The organism is Micromonospora eburnea (genome assembly GCF_900090225.1).
In the GTDB taxonomy this organism is placed as follows: domain Bacteria; phylum Actinomycetota; class Actinomycetes; order Mycobacteriales; family Micromonosporaceae; genus Micromonospora; species Micromonospora eburnea.
Genome location: NZ_FMHY01000002.1, coordinates 6933202 through 6948024, shown reverse-complemented (window position 1 = coordinate 6948024; position 14823 = coordinate 6933202). Strand labels below are relative to the sequence as shown.

Genomic DNA, 14823 nt, shown 5'->3' with positions numbered 1-14823 from the left:
CCCGACGGTAACCGGGTGGAGGCGGTATGTGAATACGTCTCGTCGGCCTTGCGGCCGACTGTGGAAGGGAACTTTTCCGACACATCGGGCGGGCCGGATGGGTGGCGAACTCGGGGCGAGCGGTCAAGATGCCGTCCCACTCTGGGACATGCTCCGCTGCCGCGACGACCAACCGGGTTACGCTGAGGCCGACTTACCGTTGCCACCGTGGAGAACCCGTGAAGCTCTCGATCCTCATGCCGGTCTTCAACGAGGAGGAACGCATCGCGGATGCCCTTAAGCAGGCATTGGCGGTGGATTACCCGTGCGAGATCGAGCTCGTCGTGGTGGACGACGGGAGCCGGGACGGCACCGGTGAGGTGCTCGGCCGGATGGACGACGCGCGGCTGCGGGTGATCACCCACCCACGCAACGCCGGCAAGGGCGCGGCGATCAGAACCGCCGTGGACAACGCCGAGGGTGAATACATGGTCATCCTCGACGCCGACCTCGAATACGACCCGCAGGACATCCCGCGGCTGCTCGAACCGGTGCTCGACGGGCGGGCGACGGTGGTCTACGGCAACCGGACCTTCGGCAGTCACAGTGCCTACAGCTTCTGGTACGTGATTGGCAACAAAGGCGTCACGATGGCGGCGAACGTGCTGTTCAACTCGTACATCGGCGACCTGGAGACCTGCTTCAAGCTGATGCCGCTGGAGCTGTACCGTTCGCTCCAGGTCCGGTCCCGTGGCTTCGGCATGGAGGCCGAGGTCACCGGCAAGCTGCTCCGCCAGCGCATCCGCCCCTACGAGGTGCCGATCAGCTACCGGGCCCGGGGTCGCGAAGAGGGCAAGAAGATCACCTGGAAGGACGGCGTCGAGGCCATCTGGATCCTCGCCCGCGAGCGCGCCCGGCGTCGCTCGGCCAGCGTCGCCGCGAACTGACGCCGCACGGCGCGCCCCCGATCAAGCAATGGCGGCATCCCAGGACGGGATGCCGCCATTGCGCGATCGAGAGTGGTTCAGGCGATGGCCGGGGCCGGGGTGAGGAACGCGTCGATCGAGCGGCGTAGCCCGGCCGCGTCCAGGCCGTGCCAGCGGTCGTGGTCCTCGGGCGTGCCGTAGCGGCGCAGCTCCGACCGGCCCACGCCGAGGGCGAGCAGCCGGTGCGGCCGGTCGGCCAGCGCCGCGGCGACCACCCGGGCCGAGGTGCCCGCCAGATACGGCTCGACCAGGATCACCTCGGTGCCCGCGAGGGCCCGCAGACCGGCCACGTCGAACGGCCGCGGCCGATGGGTGTACGCCACGGTGACCGGCCGGTCGGTGACCGCCGCGAGCGCCTGGTCCAGCACCGGACCGACCGCCACCAGCAGCGGCGCTCCCGGGCCGGCGTCGCGGACCACCCGCAGGTCACCCGCGTCCGGGTACGCCTGCGTGTTGCTCCGCGTGGACAACCGCACGTACGCAGAGCCCTGCCCGCACACCACGTTCCGCAGCAGCCCGGGCACCTCGTCCCGGTGGCCGGGCACGTGCACCGTCCAGTCGTGCAGGGTGTCGATCAGCGCCACGTCGGCCGGGCTGAGATGGGTGCGGCCCGCCGCCGCCCGGTCGTACGACGCGCCGACGCTGACCAGCACCGCCCCGACCCCTTGGTGGTCGAGATCCAGCTTGATCTGCTCGTACGCCCGCTCGACGAGGAACGGAGCGTAGCTGTGCACGATCGGGCGCTGCCCGGTCAGCGCGAGCCCACCCGCCACGCCCATCATGAGCTGCTCCCGGATGCCGACGTTGATGACCCGGTCCGGGTGGCGCTCGGCGGCCGGGGCGAACGCCGCGGCGGAGATGTCGGCCAGGACGATGGTGGTCCGGGGGTCGTCCAGGAAGTCGGTGGCCGCCGCCACGAAGGTCTCGCGCATGCTCATTCTCCGTCCGTGACGACCGCGACGACGACGTGCGGCCGGTGGTTGTCGTGTCCGGTGAGGGCGGTGTGCAGGGCCTCGTGGTCCCGGCCGTCGACGGTCGCGGCGGTCCACCCGTTGGCGGTGAACCGGCTGGCCACGCCGCCCGGCCAGCCGTGACTGGCCGACCTGTTGTCCAGCACGATCGCGGTCAGGCTGGCCAGCCCGGTCGCCCCGGCGTACGCGATCGCCTCGTGGTTGGAGCCCTCGTCCAACTCGGCGTCGCCGAGCAGCACGTACACGCGCGGGTCGAACCGGCCCTGGGCCCGCAGCCCGAGCGCGGTGCCCACGCCCAGACCCAGGCCGTGGCCGAGCGACCCGGAGCCGATCTCCACCCCGGGCACCAGCAGGTGGTCCGGATGGTCGCCGAGGCGGCTGTCCGGGCCACCCTGGTCGTCCAGCCACTCCACCGGCACGAAGCCCTTGGCGGCGAGCAGGGCGTAGTAGCCGGCGACCGCGTGCCCCTTGGAGAGCAGGAAGCGGTCCCGGTCGGGGTCCTCCACGGTCGCCGGGGTGATCCGGAGCACCCGGTCGTAGAGCACCTGGAGCACGTCCAGCGTCGAGTACACGTTCGCGCCGAACTCGCGCCCGGCGCGTACCCGGTCGAGCAGCGCCCGCAGTACGGCGGGGTCGGTGGCGGTCGTCGTCGTCATACGGATAGCCTCGAAGTTGAAGCGCACTTCAACTCAAGGCTCTGTGATGCACGAAGCACTCACCATCGGACAGCTCTCCGCGCGCAGCGGGGTGGCCCCCTCCGCGCTGCGCTACTACGAGCGGCTCGGACTGATCCGGTCCCACCGGACCGGCGGCAACCAGCGCCGGTACGCCCGCACCGAGCTGCGCCGGGTGGCGTTCGTCCGGATCTCCCAGCAGGTCGGCGTCTCCCTGGAGGAGATCCGGGAGGCGCTGGACTCGCTGCCGTCCGCGCGTACGCCCACCCCGGAGGACTGGGCGGCGCTCTCCCGCGCCTGGCGGGACCGGCTGAACGAGAAGATCCGGCTGCTCGGCAAGCTCCGCGACGACCTGGACGGTTGCATCGGCTGCGGCTGCCTGTCGTTGCAGCGCTGCACCCTCTACAACCCGGACGACTCGCTGTCCGCCGAGGGCCCCGGCGCCCGGCTGGTGCTGCCCCGCCCCGACGGCGCCCCGGCGCCGGCCTGACCGGTCACCGGACCAGCAGCACCTTGCCGACGTGCTGGTTCGTCTCCACCACGCGGTGCGCCTCGGCCGCCTCGGTCATCGGCACCCGGCGGTCCACGATCGGCCGGATCCGCCCCGCCTCGACCAACGGCCACACCTGCTCGCGTACGCCCCGGACGATCTCCGCCTTCTCCTCCGGCGGGCGGGAGCGCAACGCCGTGGCGTGCACCGAGGCTCGCTTCGCCAGCAGCACGCCCAGGTCCAGCTCGCCCTTCCGGCCGCCCTGCATGCCGATGACCACGAGCCGCCCGCCGGTGGCCAGCGCCGCCACGTTCCGGGGCAGGTACGCGGCACCCATGATGTCCAGGACGACGTCCGCGCCCCGGCCGTCGGTGACCCGGCGTACCTCCTCGACGAAGTCCTGCTCCCGGTAGTCGATGGTGTGCGCGGCACCCAGCTCACGCAGCCGCGCGTGCTTCGCCGTCCGGGCGGTCACCACGACCGTCGCGCCGAGGGCCTCGCCGAGCTGGACGGCGAACGTGCCGATCCCGCTGCCCCCACCGTGCACCAGCAGCGTCTCGCCCTTCGCCAGCCCGGCGAGCCGGACCACGTTCGACCAGACCGTGCAGGCCACCTCCGGCAGCGCCGCCGCGTCGACCACGGTCACCCCGGCCGGCACCGGCAGCACCTGCGCGGCCGGCACGGCCACCCGCTCCGCGTACCCGCCGCCGGACAGCAGCGCGCAGACCGCCTGCCCGACCGCCCAGGTGGTCACCTCGGCGCCGACCGCGGCGATCACCCCGGAGCACTCCAACCCCGGGTACGCCGGCGCACCCGGCGGCGGCGGATAGTGCCCCTGTCGTTGCAGCAGGTCCGCCCGGTTCACCGCGCTGGCCCGTACGTCGATCAGCACCTCGTCGGGGCCGGGCTCGGGGTCGGGCACCTCCGCCCAGACGAGGGCCTCGGGTCCGCCGGGTTCCGGGATCGTGATCGCGCGCATGGCCCAGTCTTACCCGATCCGTCCCGCCGTCCACGCCCGGCTCAGGATCTCGTCCACCGTCTCCTCGGGTGTCTGTGCCGAGGTGTCCAGCCAGAGCCCGATCCGGGGCGTGTCGGCGCGGAACCCGGCGTCGAAGTCGGCCACCGGCCAGTCCCCGTACCCCTGCTTGGGTCGGTCCCGCTCGCGGACGGCGACCACCTCGGCGCGGGGCGCGAGTACCACCACCGCGAGCGGCCGGTGCCGGATCCGCTCGACCATGGCTGGCAGCTCGGCGCCGATCACGATGTCCTGGAGGACGACGGTGAAGCCCTCGGCGGCGTACCGGTCGGCCACCGTGGCGGCCAGGTCGTAGCGGAGCCGGAGCTGCCGCCATGCCTCGTCCGAGAGCTCCGCCGTCATCGCGGCCTGCCCGCTGACGATCATCCGCCGGAAGACGTCACCGCGCAGGTGCACCGACCGGGACAGCCGCTGGGCCAGCAGCTCGGCCACAGTGGACTTGCCGGCCGCCATGATTCCGGTGATCAGGACCACCCCAGGGTTGTTCCACACGCACGACATCTTGTCAGCGAGGGTGGGACGGTGGCTCGCCCGTTATCCGGTCCGTGGCAGACTAGGCACGGTCGCGTACCCCGCCGGGACGCGTCCGGGAGGGTTCGCCTAGTGGCCGATGGCGCTGGTCTTGAAAACCGGTAAGGCAGCGATGTCTTCGTGGGTTCGAATCCCACACCCTCCGCCACTCGGAACAGCAGAAACGCCCCCTGACCAGCGCGAACGCCGGTCAGGGGGCGCGTCTGTAGACCGTAAGTCGGTCTCACTTCGTCCCGCTGGGGGCCGCCGCGTCTCACTGGTTGTGTCGTTTACGTGTCGGCGCTCTCCGGGCCGTCCTCGGTCGGCCCCGGCTCCGCTTCCGTGCCCAACGCACCCTCGATTCGCTTTCGCGCGGCCTCGTCCTGGCCGTCGATGCACGACGCGTAGACCTTCAGCAACACGTGAACGCTGTGCCCGGCCCATTGGGCGACCTGGGTAGCCGGAACCCCGGCGTTGAGCCAGAGCGACACGGCGGCGTGTCGCAAGTCGTACGGCCGGTGCGCCAGCGGTGAGCGCTGCTGAGCCGGAGTCAGGGCGGTTTCGCGTGCCTGCCGCCAGGCACGCAGGTAGGTGCTCTTCGACACCGGGGCCGGCCGAGCGCCAGCAGCGTTGAACATCCGCCCGTTCGTGTTCCGGCAGTACGTCACGAGGTGGTGCCGCAGGATGCGGACCAGCTCAGGACAGGCCGGCACGTCGCGGGTCGCCTTCTTCGCCCGATGCTTCAACTCCCGATCTTCCAGCGATGTGCCGCTGTCGCTCCAGTCCTCCCCGACCTGTTGCGTCGAGCCGCTGAGGTGCAGCCAGCCCCAACCCTTCTCGGGAAGCTCGCACTCGTCGGCCCGTAGATGGATGACCTCGGACGGCCGCAGCGCGGAGAAGTACATGCAGGCGAAGAAGCCTTCCAGGTGCGGGTCGCGTTTCCGTACCGCCGCGAGCAACGAACGGGCCTGGTTGGGGTTGACCACCACCTTTCGGTCGACCTGATCAGTGTTCTTCGGCGCTCGCCACTGGATGAAATCCATCGGGTGAGCGTCGAGGTAGCGAAGCTCCACGGCGTACTTCAAGGCGCTGTAAAAAACGGCACGCTTGCGGGCGACGGTATTTGCTGCGGCAGGGCCGCCGTCGATCCGCGTCGTCAGCAGGTCGAGCGCTTTTCGAATGGTGGCCGGGTTCGCCACCTCCGTTAGCGGCATGGTGTTTGCCTTGAGCCATCGGACGGCCGTGGCGAGGGAATCCGATGGCTCGCCCTTGTCCCGGTCGCGCTGCAACTTGTTGAAGGTCCACGTGTAGAGCGCGTGCCGGATCTCCGCTTCCTCGGGCATTCCGCGCGTCGTGGTGAGCAGGGCAGGCGTGACGGTGGTGAGCGCGTCCGCGATGCTCTTGCGCTGGGTCGCTGCGGCACGTGGCCATTTCATGTCAACGAACGCCACAGCCAGGTCGTACCACGTGCGGCTGTTCAACTCCCGGGCCATCGGTTCGGGGAGCCCGGACTTCTCATCGAAAGCCGTTCCCTCGCGTTGCGCCACCACCAGTTTTGACCGGAAGCTCTCGGCCAGCGCCCGGGTGGCGAACGTTCCTCGAAAAGGCTTGTTGGTAACCTTCCACCGAACCGTGTACGACTTCTTCTTGCCGGACAATTCATTGGTCAGAATCGCGTGCACCCGTACGTCGTAGCTGCTCAAGCAGCCTCCTCATGGTCGTTGAGCCAGTTGTCCAGGTCGCGGCGGCGGACGTACAGGCTGCCGTTCGGGTACTTGATGGTTTTGGGGGCGCGGCCGGTGGCCTTCCAGCGGAAGAAGGTCGATCGGGGCACCCGGAGTTCGTCCAGGACTTCCGCGAGGGTGAGCAGGTTGCCGGTGGGGGTGGTGCGCTGCGGTCGGGTGGTCATCGGTGGGTGTCCTCCCTCGGGGTGGCGTCGAGGTAGATGCGGTGCCGGGTGGCCGGGGGCCGGTCGGGGTAGGGCCGGCTGACGCGTTGGATGGTGAGGACTTGGGTGAGTGCGGTGAGGGTGGCGGCTGTTTCAGCGGGTATGCCGTGCAGCCTGATTCGCATGCAGAGCGCCTTTCGGGCGGTTGGTGCCGTTCAGGGAGGAAGCCGGATGTTTCACCGCAGAGGGGCTTAGAATGGCCCGCTGAGAGCGCCGTAGAGCCAAGATCCGGGGGTTCCCGGGGTGAGGCGTTGGGCCGTTGCGGGTGAGGGCTTCTCGGCGGGCCGCTCTACTGGGCTGCCGTGACCGGCGCGGGGTGCCCTTCGGCGGGTGGGGTATCCGTACCATCCGTACCAAGCTCGTTTTGCCTGTTCAGGGGCGGTACGGATTGGTCGCTGGTACGGATTAATGCGTACCGGGGGCGCTGGTGCGGGGTGGTTGTGGTACGGATCGATCCGTACCAGAGGGGTGATCCGTACCGGGGATGACCTGCGGAAACGAGGTTGGTACGGATGGTACGGATACCTCGGTGGAAGGGTTTTCGGGTGCGGGGCAGTAGCGGCGCCAAGCGTCGGTGAAGGCGTCGCGGGTGTAGCCCTTGGCTTGGCCGACGGGGAAGCGGATCGTGTCGGATCGGATGTCGAATTCGCGGAGCAGGTCTCCGAGTTTTTTGCCGGTGAGTCCGTTGGGTCCGCTGTCTGCCCAGGGTGCTTCGGGGTCGCCGTTGAGCGCGGCGAGCAGGTCGGCGGTGGGTGCGGCGGGAGGGCTGCCGAGCGTCTCGAATGCGGCGCGGATGTCGGTCAGGAGTCGGATGCGGTGGGAGACGTTGCCGGCTTCGTCAGCCTCAGCGGTCAGCGTGGTGACGGCCTTGCGGGCGCGTGCCGGCCAGGTGCCCCCGGCCAGGTCGGCGACGGCTACCAGGGGTTCCCACGTGTCGGCGGCTCGGTCTTCGACCGGCATGGGCGGTTCGGCAGCTTCCAGTGTGGTCAGGTTGGCGCGTACCCACCCGGCAAGCTGCTGGGCGATGTGCCGGAGGGCGGGTCCATCACGCTTGTGCCGGTACGGTGCGACCTTCTCCCCGGGTGCGCGGCGGCGCATGCGGACCACGACGGCGCGGTCTTCGATGGTGTCGGGCATCGCGCCGATACCCGCCAGGGCGGCCATAGCGAAGGTGGGGATCTTCTCCAGCTTCTGCGCGGACGCGTCCCAGCGGATCGCGGGCCGGTTGCGCTGGTGACCGGCGTTGAGCAGGCCGCGTAGGTCCTCGTTGGCGTCGGCGTTCTTTCCGCCGAACAGGGTGTCGGCTTCGTCGACAAGCAGGGTGGGCGGCTGTCCGGTGCCGATGGCCCGGTACACGGCAGCCGGGCTCGCGTTGACCGTGATGAGCGGGTCATGGCAGGTGCCTTCCACGACGTCCAACAGCCGTGACTTCCCGCACCGCTTTTCGGGTGCGCGGATGACGAGGCGGGGTGCGTGCGCCCACGCGGCTTGCGCGTGGGTGGCGGCGATCCATAGCGCTACGGCGTCGACGGCTTCGGCCGAGGGCAGGATCACGTACTTGGTGATGCAGGCGTGCAGGGTGTCGAGGATCGCCGCGCCGTCCGTGGTCTGGTCGGTGCTGGTCGGCTGGTTCATGCGGCGAGCCCTTCGTCTCGGAAGCCGCCTCGGATGGCGGCACGGATGTCCCGGTCGGTTTGCTCGGCTTGGCGTCCGGCGTCGGTGAGGGCTGCGATGGCGTCGTCTCGGCTGATGGCGTCGGCTTTGACCATGCGGGCGACGCCGCGTGCTGCGCCGTAGAGGGTGGTGCGGCGGGCGCCTTCCGGGGCGGTGGTGACCGCGTGGAGGTGTGCGGCAAGGAGCCGGTCAGGGAAGGAGATGCCTCCCGCCGGGCGTGTGCTGGTCGTGGTGTGCGGCGTGACCGGTGCCGGCGCGGCCGGTTGGCAGGCGGTGACCAGCGCGGGAGGCATCTCCTCTACCTGGCACCCGTTGCGGGGTGCCCATCGGTACGGGCGTCCGGTGCGTGGGTGAACTGAGGGTGGGAGCACGACGTATCCGCCGTCGCCTTTGACGTCGATGCCGGGGCCGAGTCCCTGTCCGGGTTTGCCCTGGCTGCACGGGACCGGGGTGCCGGGGTGCCGGTAGTAGAGGTGCAGCCCACCGGAGCCGGTGATGACGTAGGCGGTGGGTGGCAGCAGGCCCCGGCGGATGAGTTCGTTCATGGTGTGGTGGCCGCCGTGGCGCGGGTCGACGTCGACGACCACCGTTGCTGAGGCTGCGCCGGTACGCAGGGCGAGTTGCCCGGTCGGCACGGCGTTCACGATCGCGGCCACCCGGCTCGGGTTGGTGGTGGCTGCGTAGAAGCCGTGGCAGGTCAGGCAGTCGCACGCTTCCCGGTTGTGAGCGGGGTCCTCTTCTGCCTTCGGACAGTCGGGGCAGTTGGCGATGGGCCGTTTAGAGCGGGCGAGCATGAACACCGGCCACCCGCGTCCGGCGTAGGTCAGCGCGGGGATGACCAGCCGGGATGTGTCGGGCATGGGAAGGCTCCTTTCTCGGCTGAGACGGTGAAAAGGCCAGGTCAGGCGGGCGCTGGCCACCATGAGCGTGAGGGCACGAAGCGCGCCGTTTGGTGGTTGTGGTCAGGCGATGCGACGTGGCCGGCCGGTTTCCGACGGGCGCACGGGCAGCGGAATGACCGGGGCGAGCCGGACCGGCGGGAACGGCGCGGTTGAGGCAGTGTCAGCGGCGGCAAGTAGGGCCGTCATGACGTGCTGCCGGGTGCGGCCGGGCGCGTGTTCCCAGGGCAGGATCGCGGCCCGCATGCCAGCGGCTCCCCGCGTGCCCAGGTGATGAGCGAAATGATCAACGGTGGCCGCATACGCGGCGGCCGTGGCCGGGTCGGTGATGGCGAACCATGCCGGACGGCCGAGCAAAGCCACGCGGAGCGAGCCGTAGATGGTGGCCGGGTACATTCCGGACCGAACGACACGGCATTTGCTGTGGGTGCATCCGTTGTGCGGGTCGTAGAGGCCGGGGCCAGGGTGCCAGTCGTAGCGGCGCAGGTAGGCCGCAGCAGCGCGTAGCGCCTGGGCCGGAGATCGGGGAAGGTCAGCGGTCATCGGTTGGGTGCGCTCCTTCCTGATGTGGCACAGGAATGGCCAGCGCCGGACGGGCACTGGCCATTGGGTGGTGAGGGCGCGAAGCGCGCCTTTCTAGCGGGTGAGCGCCCAGACGACGAACACGGCGACGGCGACGGCGATAGCGCCGGTCAGGAGCCAGCCGGAGAGGTCGCGGATCAGCCAGCCGGTGACGCGGGCGCGGGCGAGGGTGGCGTCGGCGTACCAGGTGACCCGCTCGACGCGGCGGCCGAGTGGAACGCCGAGGATCAGACCGAGTAGCACGCCCAGGGCGAGCGCGGTGATGGTCAACTTCATGGTTCTCCCGATGCGGAACGGCGCGGGCAGCGCCGGATACGGGCTGTGACGGTGTGGGATGCGGGTGGCCGTCCGGACGGTCCGGACAGCCCCGTCCGGACGGCTATCTACTTGGACCCGGGCTGGCTCGTCCGGACGGTCCGGACCGTCCGGACGGGCCGCAGTGTGGTGACGGTGGGTTATGCCGGTTCGGGGATGCGGATCTTGTAGGTGCCTCGGTCGGTCTTGCGGAGCATGGCGTCGGGGCCGGTGGACAGCCGTCCGAGTGCCTTGCGTACCCAGTCGCCGGACAGGCCGGTGGCGGAGATGACGTCCCCGAGGTCGCCGGGACGCACGACATCAACGCCGGCGTCGTACAGGTCGATCAGGTGCCCGCGCAGGTGCTCGTATGCCTGCTCGCTGGCCATGGGCGGCTGCCGGAGGCCGAGGGGGATGCGGGGCAGGCCGGGCGGGATGCGGATCGGCTGGGCGGGGTCGACGTCGTCGGGCGGGTCGTTGGGGTTGATGGCCCGGTTCGGCTCGTTCGGCTCGTCGTCGTGCTCGTCGTCCATGTCCAGCTCCTGACGAGAGCGGGGGCGGGGTGCCGGGCGTGCCGGCTCCGGCTGCGGGGTGGTGGGGCCGGTGGCCGGCTGCCCACCGATGTAGGGGGCGATGGCCGCCGCCCGGTGGTCTTCGTCGGCCACGAACGACCGGCAGGGCATCGTCCAACGGGTGGTGTCGGTGCCGGGAATCTCGGCGTAGAGGTAGCCGGGCTTGGTGTTCTTCCACGCCCACGGCATCGCCCCGGCGTCCAGGGTCGCCTCGGACAGCGCCATACCCGCGTCGACGTCCTTGTCGACACCGAGGCAGATGCTGCCCGGGAATGTTCGCCCTGGCGCTGGTCGGGAACCGATCGTGGCTGGCCCGCTGCAATCCGAACAGCAGCGAGATACCCGCGGAACGGGCGGCTTCGGTCAGCTCGGTGACGAGGGGGTTGCCGGCGGCGATCTGGGCGGCTTCGTCCACGATCACCACCCGATAGCGGGGGCACTGCCGGCAGCCGGGAGTCCACTGCTTGTGGCCGTGGGCGCCGATCTGCCGTGCGCGGCCGGTGATGTCGATGGCGACGTCTTCCAACATCTCGTTGGTGTCGTCCTCGGTCAACGCCACCCGGACCGCACCGTTACGCGCCCAGGTGGGGAGTTGGTCTCCCTTACGCGGGTCAGCCAGCCACAGTTCCGCATCCCGGCGGGAGATGACCTCAGCAGCGATGTTGAGGATGACCTCGGTTTTGCCCGCGCCGGACATGCCCACGATCAGGAAGTGCGCCGCGTTGCGCCCCGCCGCGTGGTCGCCGGGCAGCCACAGCATCAGCGGCTCTCCGTCCTCCATCACGCCGAGCACGATCGGCTCCGCGATCGACCGGCCCGGGGCGGACAAACCAGGCCACGGGATCATGTCCCGGAGCTGGTCGACCGGCACGACCTCCACCCGCCCGCGCCGCGCCGAGTCGGGGTTGGGGATGACCCGCACCGCCGTTTCCGGCACGTCCAGCGCGGAGGCGAGGGCGCCCCGGTCACTGGCGAGTTCCTTCACCGACGTGCCTGCTTCCAGGGTGACGGCGGCTGTCGCTTTCGCGCCCTTGATCGTGGGCCGGGCAACGGCCGCGTTACGCAGGCTCTTGACCGCATCGGCCAGCCCGCCACCGGCCGCCGCGTCTCCGCCCCTGTTGCGCAGCACCCGTACTACGCCCATGGCGATGGACGCGGTTGGGGCACCGATGAGCCACATGTCCAGCCATGGCGTCGACCAGGGGGCGGCGATGGTCGCGCCGATCGCCCACACCGAACCGGCGAGGCAGGTGGTGGTGGCCACCGCCCGGCGGACGATGTCCCGGGCAGCGGACGCCCGCCACGTCAGCGCGGTCAAGGCGGTGCCGGCGAGGGTCAGTCCGGCGGCAGCCGCGCCCATCGAGCCGGGGCTGTCGGCCCACCGCCAGTGCGCCAGCCCGGTAGCCACCGCCAACCCGAGCGAGCTGGTCGGGGTGACCAGATACGGCCACAGCGGCACCTTGACCGTGTGCACGCTGGCCTCTCCCGACCCGTCCGTGGTCAAGCCGCCGTTCTTCGGCATCCGTGTCTTCGCCATCTCGACTCCCCTCCTTTCCTGGTCAGGCCTTGAACTTGAAGTCCGGGCGGCGGCTGCCCCGGTAGCCGACCTGCTCCAACTCCGGCATATAGGCGGTCACGAACCGGTTGTTCGCGGTGATGATGTACTGACTCGCCACCACCAGGGCCTCACTGGCCTGCTGGATGGGCTTGGCGACCTGACGGGCACGCGCCCGCGCGGACAGACCACCCACCACGACCGCACCACCACCGACACGCCGCAGCCGGGCGTCCAACTCACTAGCGGTGATGCCCAACTCCAGGGCGGCGGCGTGCAGGATCCGGCGGGTGGTCTCGCACCACTCGATCAGCGCGTGGTTGTCGGTCAACGAGTCCGCACCGGCGAACAGCGTGCGGCCCGAGGGCTGATTGGTGTTCGACACAGGATGTCTCCTTCGCAGGATCAGGCGAGGACAGCGAGCAGAGCGGTAACAGCGGTGCCGACCAGAGCGGCCAGCAGCAGATCCACGGCGGCACGCACCCGCCGGTACTTACGCACAGCAGTACGGGACAGCCACACCAGATGACGGGCCTGATCAGCGGCGGCGGCCATAGCCGGCATGCTGGCCTCGGTCATCAGGTCACCCGGCACAGCAGCGGCGTAGCGGACCAGGCCGTGACCACCGGCCAGGGACGGGCGGACCGCGCCAGCCAGCAGACCGACCGCAGTTCCGACCAGAACGGCCGTCACCACCCCGGCGGTCGTGGCCACCGTGGGCAGGTCGGCGCGGGCCAGGACGGCGACGCCGACGGTCAGCGCGGCGCCCGCGATGGCCATCAGGGTGGACGCCTTGCCATCAACCCGGACCAGTTCGGCGCGTACCTCCGCCTGCCGGGCGGTGAACCAGTCCGGATCGGGTACTGGCACCATCAGAGATGCCCTCCTTCCTTGTAGGGGTTGGGTGACCGGACCGGCGGCACAGCACAGGTTGCGAGCCAGGGGCTGTGCCGCCGGGCGGGGCTAAGCCGCGCTGGCGCCACTGATGGGCGGGACTGGCCCTCCGGGTCGCCAGCCGCGTACGAGGTCGGCCACGCGGTATGCGCGTGCTTTGTCTCCTCGGGCGGACATCACTCGCTGGTAGATCTGCCAGCCGGACGGGTCCGGCCCGAGCAGCCGGGACTCGATGGCCCCGAGTACCCGGTACAGCAGTTCCCGGTCTGTCTCCGACAGGCCTCCGGACGCCTCCGAACCTGCCTCTAGCACGGTGGCGGTTGTCGGGAGTTTGCGCAGGTTGATGACCTCCGGAGGAGTCTTCGGGGCGGTGTCGGAGGGCTGTCCGGCATGGGGGACGGTCAGGTTCAGGTCATCGAGGCGGGGGGCTCCCTGCCACGGCCGGGCCGACGCCACATACCCGAGTAGCAGGCTGATGAGGTAGGCGACGCCAGCCGCGCCGACCGGGCCGATCGAGTGCGCGGCCAGACCACCCAGGGCGGACAGCGACCATTCGGCGTGCCAGCCACCGGCCAGGTTGAGCAGGATCGACACGGTCAACGCCGTCCACTCCACCCGGTCGGCCCGCTCGTCGGTGCGTCCGCCGGCCGATTCCAGCACGGCCCGGCTGACGATGATCAGCGCCACCACCGCGAGCAAGGCCGGCTCTACGAGCCACGCGGCCCACCACCCGGCCGACCATCGGTCCAGGTCCAGCAGCCGCGCCATACCCGCCTGCACACCTGCCGTCGACCATGCCCCGAACGCGGTCAAGGCCGAGATACCGATCGCGAGGGTGGCGGTGCGGACCCGCGCGACCCGCAGCGTCCGCATCTCGGCGGACCGGTCGATGTCCGCCCGGATACGAGCCCGGGTGCCCCGGCTCGCGGCCTGCCGGTAGTAGCGGGTCAGCTTAGCCGTCTCCCGGGCCTCCTCGGCCTGTTCCCGGCGGGCCTGCCGCTGCGCGGCCTCCTCGTCTTCGACCTCGGCCAGCGCGATCCGATGCCGTATCTCCTGCCGGCGGCGGTCCCGTGCATCCTCCCGCTGCACGTCGACCCGCGCCCGGCCGGCGGCCAGCCGCTCCCGCAGGCCTTCCGCCGTTTCCTGGTCATCCCGGGGGCGTCGCCGGGGCTGCGTCTCCGCTGGCACCTCTGGGCCATCAACCTGCCCAGATGCCGTGTCGGCCACTGCCGGGGCAGAGATCTCCTCCGGCGTCTCCGGCCGCACGTCCGGCACGGCATCCGCCGGGACCAGCAGCCGGCCACGGCGAGCGTAGGCGGTGCCGTTGATCGTCGGGGCGGTCATCCGGACACCGCCAGGGCGGCGAGCCGGTCAGTGGTGGCCGAGTCAAGCGGCGCGGGGTCGGTGTAGTCGGTGGCGTGGGCGTAGACCTTCCAGCCGTACAAGGTTGGGTAGGCGCTCACCGCCCGGTAGGGGCGGTCGTCGCTGTCGGTGCCCTGGTGCTCCTTGCCGACCAGCACGTCCGGGCCGTCCAGGCCAGCCAGGTGCAGCCACGACCGCAGCTCGGCAATGCTGTCGAAATCCACGTCCAGCGAGGTGCCGTCACTGCGGACACGGATAGCGGTCGGGTTGGCCAGCAACAGCAGCTCGGCCATCACCGCCCGTCGGTTCTTGGCGGGGGTGGTCATCGGAGCGTCTCCTTCACGGTCGGGACCTCGCTGTTGAGGGCGTGGCCGATGGCGAACGGGGCGAGCATCAC

Annotated in this window: 18 protein-coding genes and 1 tRNA gene; 3 read left to right on the top strand and 16 right to left on the bottom strand. The window is 70.5% G+C overall.

Annotated features, from left to right (window positions below):
- Positions 1–218: 218 nt before the first annotated feature.
- The gene (locus GA0070604_RS30480; protein ID WP_091126428.1) at positions 219–926 is read left to right on the top strand and encodes a glycosyltransferase family 2 protein; all 708 of its coding nucleotides are present in this window, start codon (positions 219–221) and stop codon (positions 924–926) included.
- A gap of 77 nt (positions 927–1003) precedes the next feature.
- On the opposite strand, the gene GA0070604_RS30475 is transcribed toward GA0070604_RS30480, so the two are convergent.
- Positions 1004–1897 carry a transketolase family protein gene (locus tag GA0070604_RS30475; RefSeq protein ID WP_091126425.1) on the bottom strand — a complete coding sequence of 298 codons (894 nt, stop codon included), beginning with the start codon at positions 1895–1897 and terminating at the stop codon, positions 1004–1006.
- A 2-nt stretch (positions 1898–1899) separates the two neighbouring features.
- Positions 1900–2592, bottom strand: a complete 693-nt coding sequence (locus tag GA0070604_RS30470; RefSeq protein WP_091126422.1) for a transketolase — start codon at positions 2590–2592, stop codon at positions 1900–1902.
- Positions 2593–2638: 46 nt separating this feature from the next.
- Between GA0070604_RS30470 and soxR the strand changes: the two genes are divergently transcribed.
- The gene (soxR, locus tag GA0070604_RS30465; protein ID WP_091126420.1) at positions 2639–3100 is read left to right on the top strand and encodes a redox-sensitive transcriptional activator SoxR; all 462 of its coding nucleotides are present in this window, start codon (positions 2639–2641) and stop codon (positions 3098–3100) included.
- A 4-nt stretch (positions 3101–3104) separates the two neighbouring features.
- Here soxR and GA0070604_RS30460 read toward each other — a convergent pair whose 3' ends face one another.
- Both GA0070604_RS30460 and GA0070604_RS30455 read right to left on the bottom strand, forming a co-directional pair.
- On the bottom strand, positions 3105–4079 hold the full coding sequence (locus tag GA0070604_RS30460; RefSeq protein WP_091126417.1) for an NAD(P)H-quinone oxidoreductase: 975 nt from the start codon (positions 4077–4079) through the stop codon (positions 3105–3107).
- 9 nt (positions 4080–4088) lie between these two features.
- The gene (locus GA0070604_RS30455; RefSeq protein ID WP_244162126.1) at positions 4089–4628 is read right to left on the bottom strand and encodes an AAA family ATPase; all 540 of its coding nucleotides are present in this window, start codon (positions 4626–4628) and stop codon (positions 4089–4091) included.
- Between the two features lie 97 nt (positions 4629–4725).
- Here GA0070604_RS30455 and GA0070604_RS30450 point away from each other — a divergent pair.
- A tRNA-Ser gene (locus tag GA0070604_RS30450) sits at positions 4726–4815 on the top strand.
- A 121-nt stretch (positions 4816–4936) separates the two neighbouring features.
- Here GA0070604_RS30450 and GA0070604_RS30445 read toward each other — a convergent pair.
- The 12 genes from GA0070604_RS30445 to GA0070604_RS30395 all read right to left on the bottom strand — a co-directional run bounded on the left by GA0070604_RS30445 (position 4937) and on the right by GA0070604_RS30395 (position 14719).
- The gene (locus GA0070604_RS30445; protein ID WP_091126413.1) at positions 4937–6349 is read right to left on the bottom strand and encodes a tyrosine-type recombinase/integrase; all 1413 of its coding nucleotides are present in this window, start codon (positions 6347–6349) and stop codon (positions 4937–4939) included.
- Positions 6346–6555, bottom strand: coding sequence for a helix-turn-helix transcriptional regulator (locus GA0070604_RS30440; protein WP_091126411.1), 210 nt, complete (start codon positions 6553–6555; stop codon positions 6346–6348). The genes GA0070604_RS30445 and GA0070604_RS30440 overlap by 4 nt, the downstream gene beginning before the upstream one ends.
- Complete coding sequence (locus tag GA0070604_RS32855; RefSeq protein WP_167363600.1) at positions 6552–6719, bottom strand: hypothetical protein; 168 nt, start codon at positions 6717–6719, stop codon at positions 6552–6554. The genes GA0070604_RS30440 and GA0070604_RS32855 overlap by 4 nt, the downstream gene beginning before the upstream one ends.
- 280 nt (positions 6720–6999) lie before the next feature.
- Positions 7000–8229 carry a DUF3631 domain-containing protein gene (locus GA0070604_RS30435; protein ID WP_091126408.1) on the bottom strand — a complete coding sequence of 410 codons (1230 nt, stop codon included), beginning with the start codon at positions 8227–8229 and terminating at the stop codon, positions 7000–7002.
- On the bottom strand, positions 8226–9128 hold the full coding sequence (locus GA0070604_RS30430) for a bifunctional DNA primase/polymerase (RefSeq protein WP_091126406.1): 903 nt from the start codon (positions 9126–9128) through the stop codon (positions 8226–8228). The genes GA0070604_RS30435 and GA0070604_RS30430 overlap by 4 nt, the downstream gene beginning before the upstream one ends.
- 102 nt (positions 9129–9230) lie before the next feature.
- Positions 9231–9710 (bottom strand): DUF6197 family protein, encoded by a 480-nt coding sequence (locus tag GA0070604_RS30425; RefSeq protein ID WP_141721414.1) that lies wholly within the window; start codon positions 9708–9710, stop codon positions 9231–9233.
- 93 nt (positions 9711–9803) lie between these two features.
- Positions 9804–10025, bottom strand: a complete 222-nt coding sequence (locus tag GA0070604_RS30420) for a hypothetical protein (protein WP_091126401.1) — start codon at positions 10023–10025, stop codon at positions 9804–9806.
- 179 nt (positions 10026–10204) lie between these two features.
- Complete coding sequence (locus GA0070604_RS30415; protein ID WP_091126399.1) at positions 10205–10840, bottom strand: hypothetical protein; 636 nt, start codon at positions 10838–10840, stop codon at positions 10205–10207.
- A gap of 1334 nt (positions 10841–12174) precedes the next feature.
- Positions 12175–12555: a hypothetical protein gene (locus tag GA0070604_RS30410; RefSeq protein WP_091124306.1), complete on the bottom strand. Its 381-nt coding sequence runs from the start codon at positions 12553–12555 to the stop codon at positions 12175–12177.
- A gap of 20 nt (positions 12556–12575) precedes the next feature.
- Positions 12576–13043 (bottom strand): Pycsar system effector family protein, encoded by a 468-nt coding sequence (locus GA0070604_RS30405; RefSeq protein ID WP_091126397.1) that lies wholly within the window; start codon positions 13041–13043, stop codon positions 12576–12578.
- A 90-nt stretch (positions 13044–13133) separates the two neighbouring features.
- Positions 13134–14408: a hypothetical protein gene (locus tag GA0070604_RS30400; RefSeq protein ID WP_208602198.1), complete on the bottom strand. Its 1275-nt coding sequence runs from the start codon at positions 14406–14408 to the stop codon at positions 13134–13136.
- A complete protein-coding gene (locus tag GA0070604_RS30395) occupies positions 14405–14719 on the bottom strand; it encodes a hypothetical protein (RefSeq protein ID WP_091127523.1) in 315 nt (104 codons plus the stop codon). The genes GA0070604_RS30400 and GA0070604_RS30395 overlap by 4 nt, the downstream gene beginning before the upstream one ends.
- Between the last annotated feature and the right edge of the window lie 104 nt (positions 14720–14823).

What these genes read in the sequence shown, in the direction of transcription:
- GA0070604_RS32855 (WP_167363600.1), bottom strand. Translation starts at nt 6,719, where the DNA reads ATGCGAATCAGGCTGCACGGCATACCCGCTGAAACAGCCGCCACCCTC.
- GA0070604_RS30415 (WP_091126399.1), bottom strand. Translation starts at nt 10,840, where the DNA reads ATGGCGCTGTCCGAGGCGACCCTGGACGCCGGGGCGATGCCGTGGGCG.
- GA0070604_RS30405 (WP_091126397.1), bottom strand. Translation starts at nt 13,043, where the DNA reads ATGGTGCCAGTACCCGATCCGGACTGGTTCACCGCCCGGCAGGCGGAG.
- GA0070604_RS30475 (WP_091126425.1), bottom strand. Translation starts at nt 1,897, where the DNA reads ATGCGCGAGACCTTCGTGGCGGCGGCCACCGACTTCCTGGACGACCCC.
- GA0070604_RS30425 (WP_141721414.1), bottom strand. Translation starts at nt 9,710, where the DNA reads ATGACCGCTGACCTTCCCCGATCTCCGGCCCAGGCGCTACGCGCTGCT.
- GA0070604_RS30470 (WP_091126422.1), bottom strand. Translation starts at nt 2,592, where the DNA reads ATGACGACGACGACCGCCACCGACCCCGCCGTACTGCGGGCGCTGCTC.
- soxR (WP_091126420.1), top strand. Translation starts at nt 2,639, where the DNA reads ATGCACGAAGCACTCACCATCGGACAGCTCTCCGCGCGCAGCGGGGTG.
- GA0070604_RS30460 (WP_091126417.1), bottom strand. Translation starts at nt 4,079, where the DNA reads ATGCGCGCGATCACGATCCCGGAACCCGGCGGACCCGAGGCCCTCGTC.
- GA0070604_RS30435 (WP_091126408.1), bottom strand. Translation starts at nt 8,229, where the DNA reads ATGAACCAGCCGACCAGCACCGACCAGACCACGGACGGCGCGGCGATC.
- GA0070604_RS30430 (WP_091126406.1), bottom strand. Translation starts at nt 9,128, where the DNA reads ATGCCCGACACATCCCGGCTGGTCATCCCCGCGCTGACCTACGCCGGA.
- GA0070604_RS30420 (WP_091126401.1), bottom strand. Translation starts at nt 10,025, where the DNA reads ATGAAGTTGACCATCACCGCGCTCGCCCTGGGCGTGCTACTCGGTCTG.
- GA0070604_RS30440 (WP_091126411.1), bottom strand. Translation starts at nt 6,555, where the DNA reads ATGACCACCCGACCGCAGCGCACCACCCCCACCGGCAACCTGCTCACC.
- GA0070604_RS30395 (WP_091127523.1), bottom strand. Translation starts at nt 14,719, where the DNA reads ATGGCCGAGCTGCTGTTGCTGGCCAACCCGACCGCTATCCGTGTCCGC.
- GA0070604_RS30400 (WP_208602198.1), bottom strand. Translation starts at nt 14,408, where the DNA reads ATGACCGCCCCGACGATCAACGGCACCGCCTACGCTCGCCGTGGCCGG.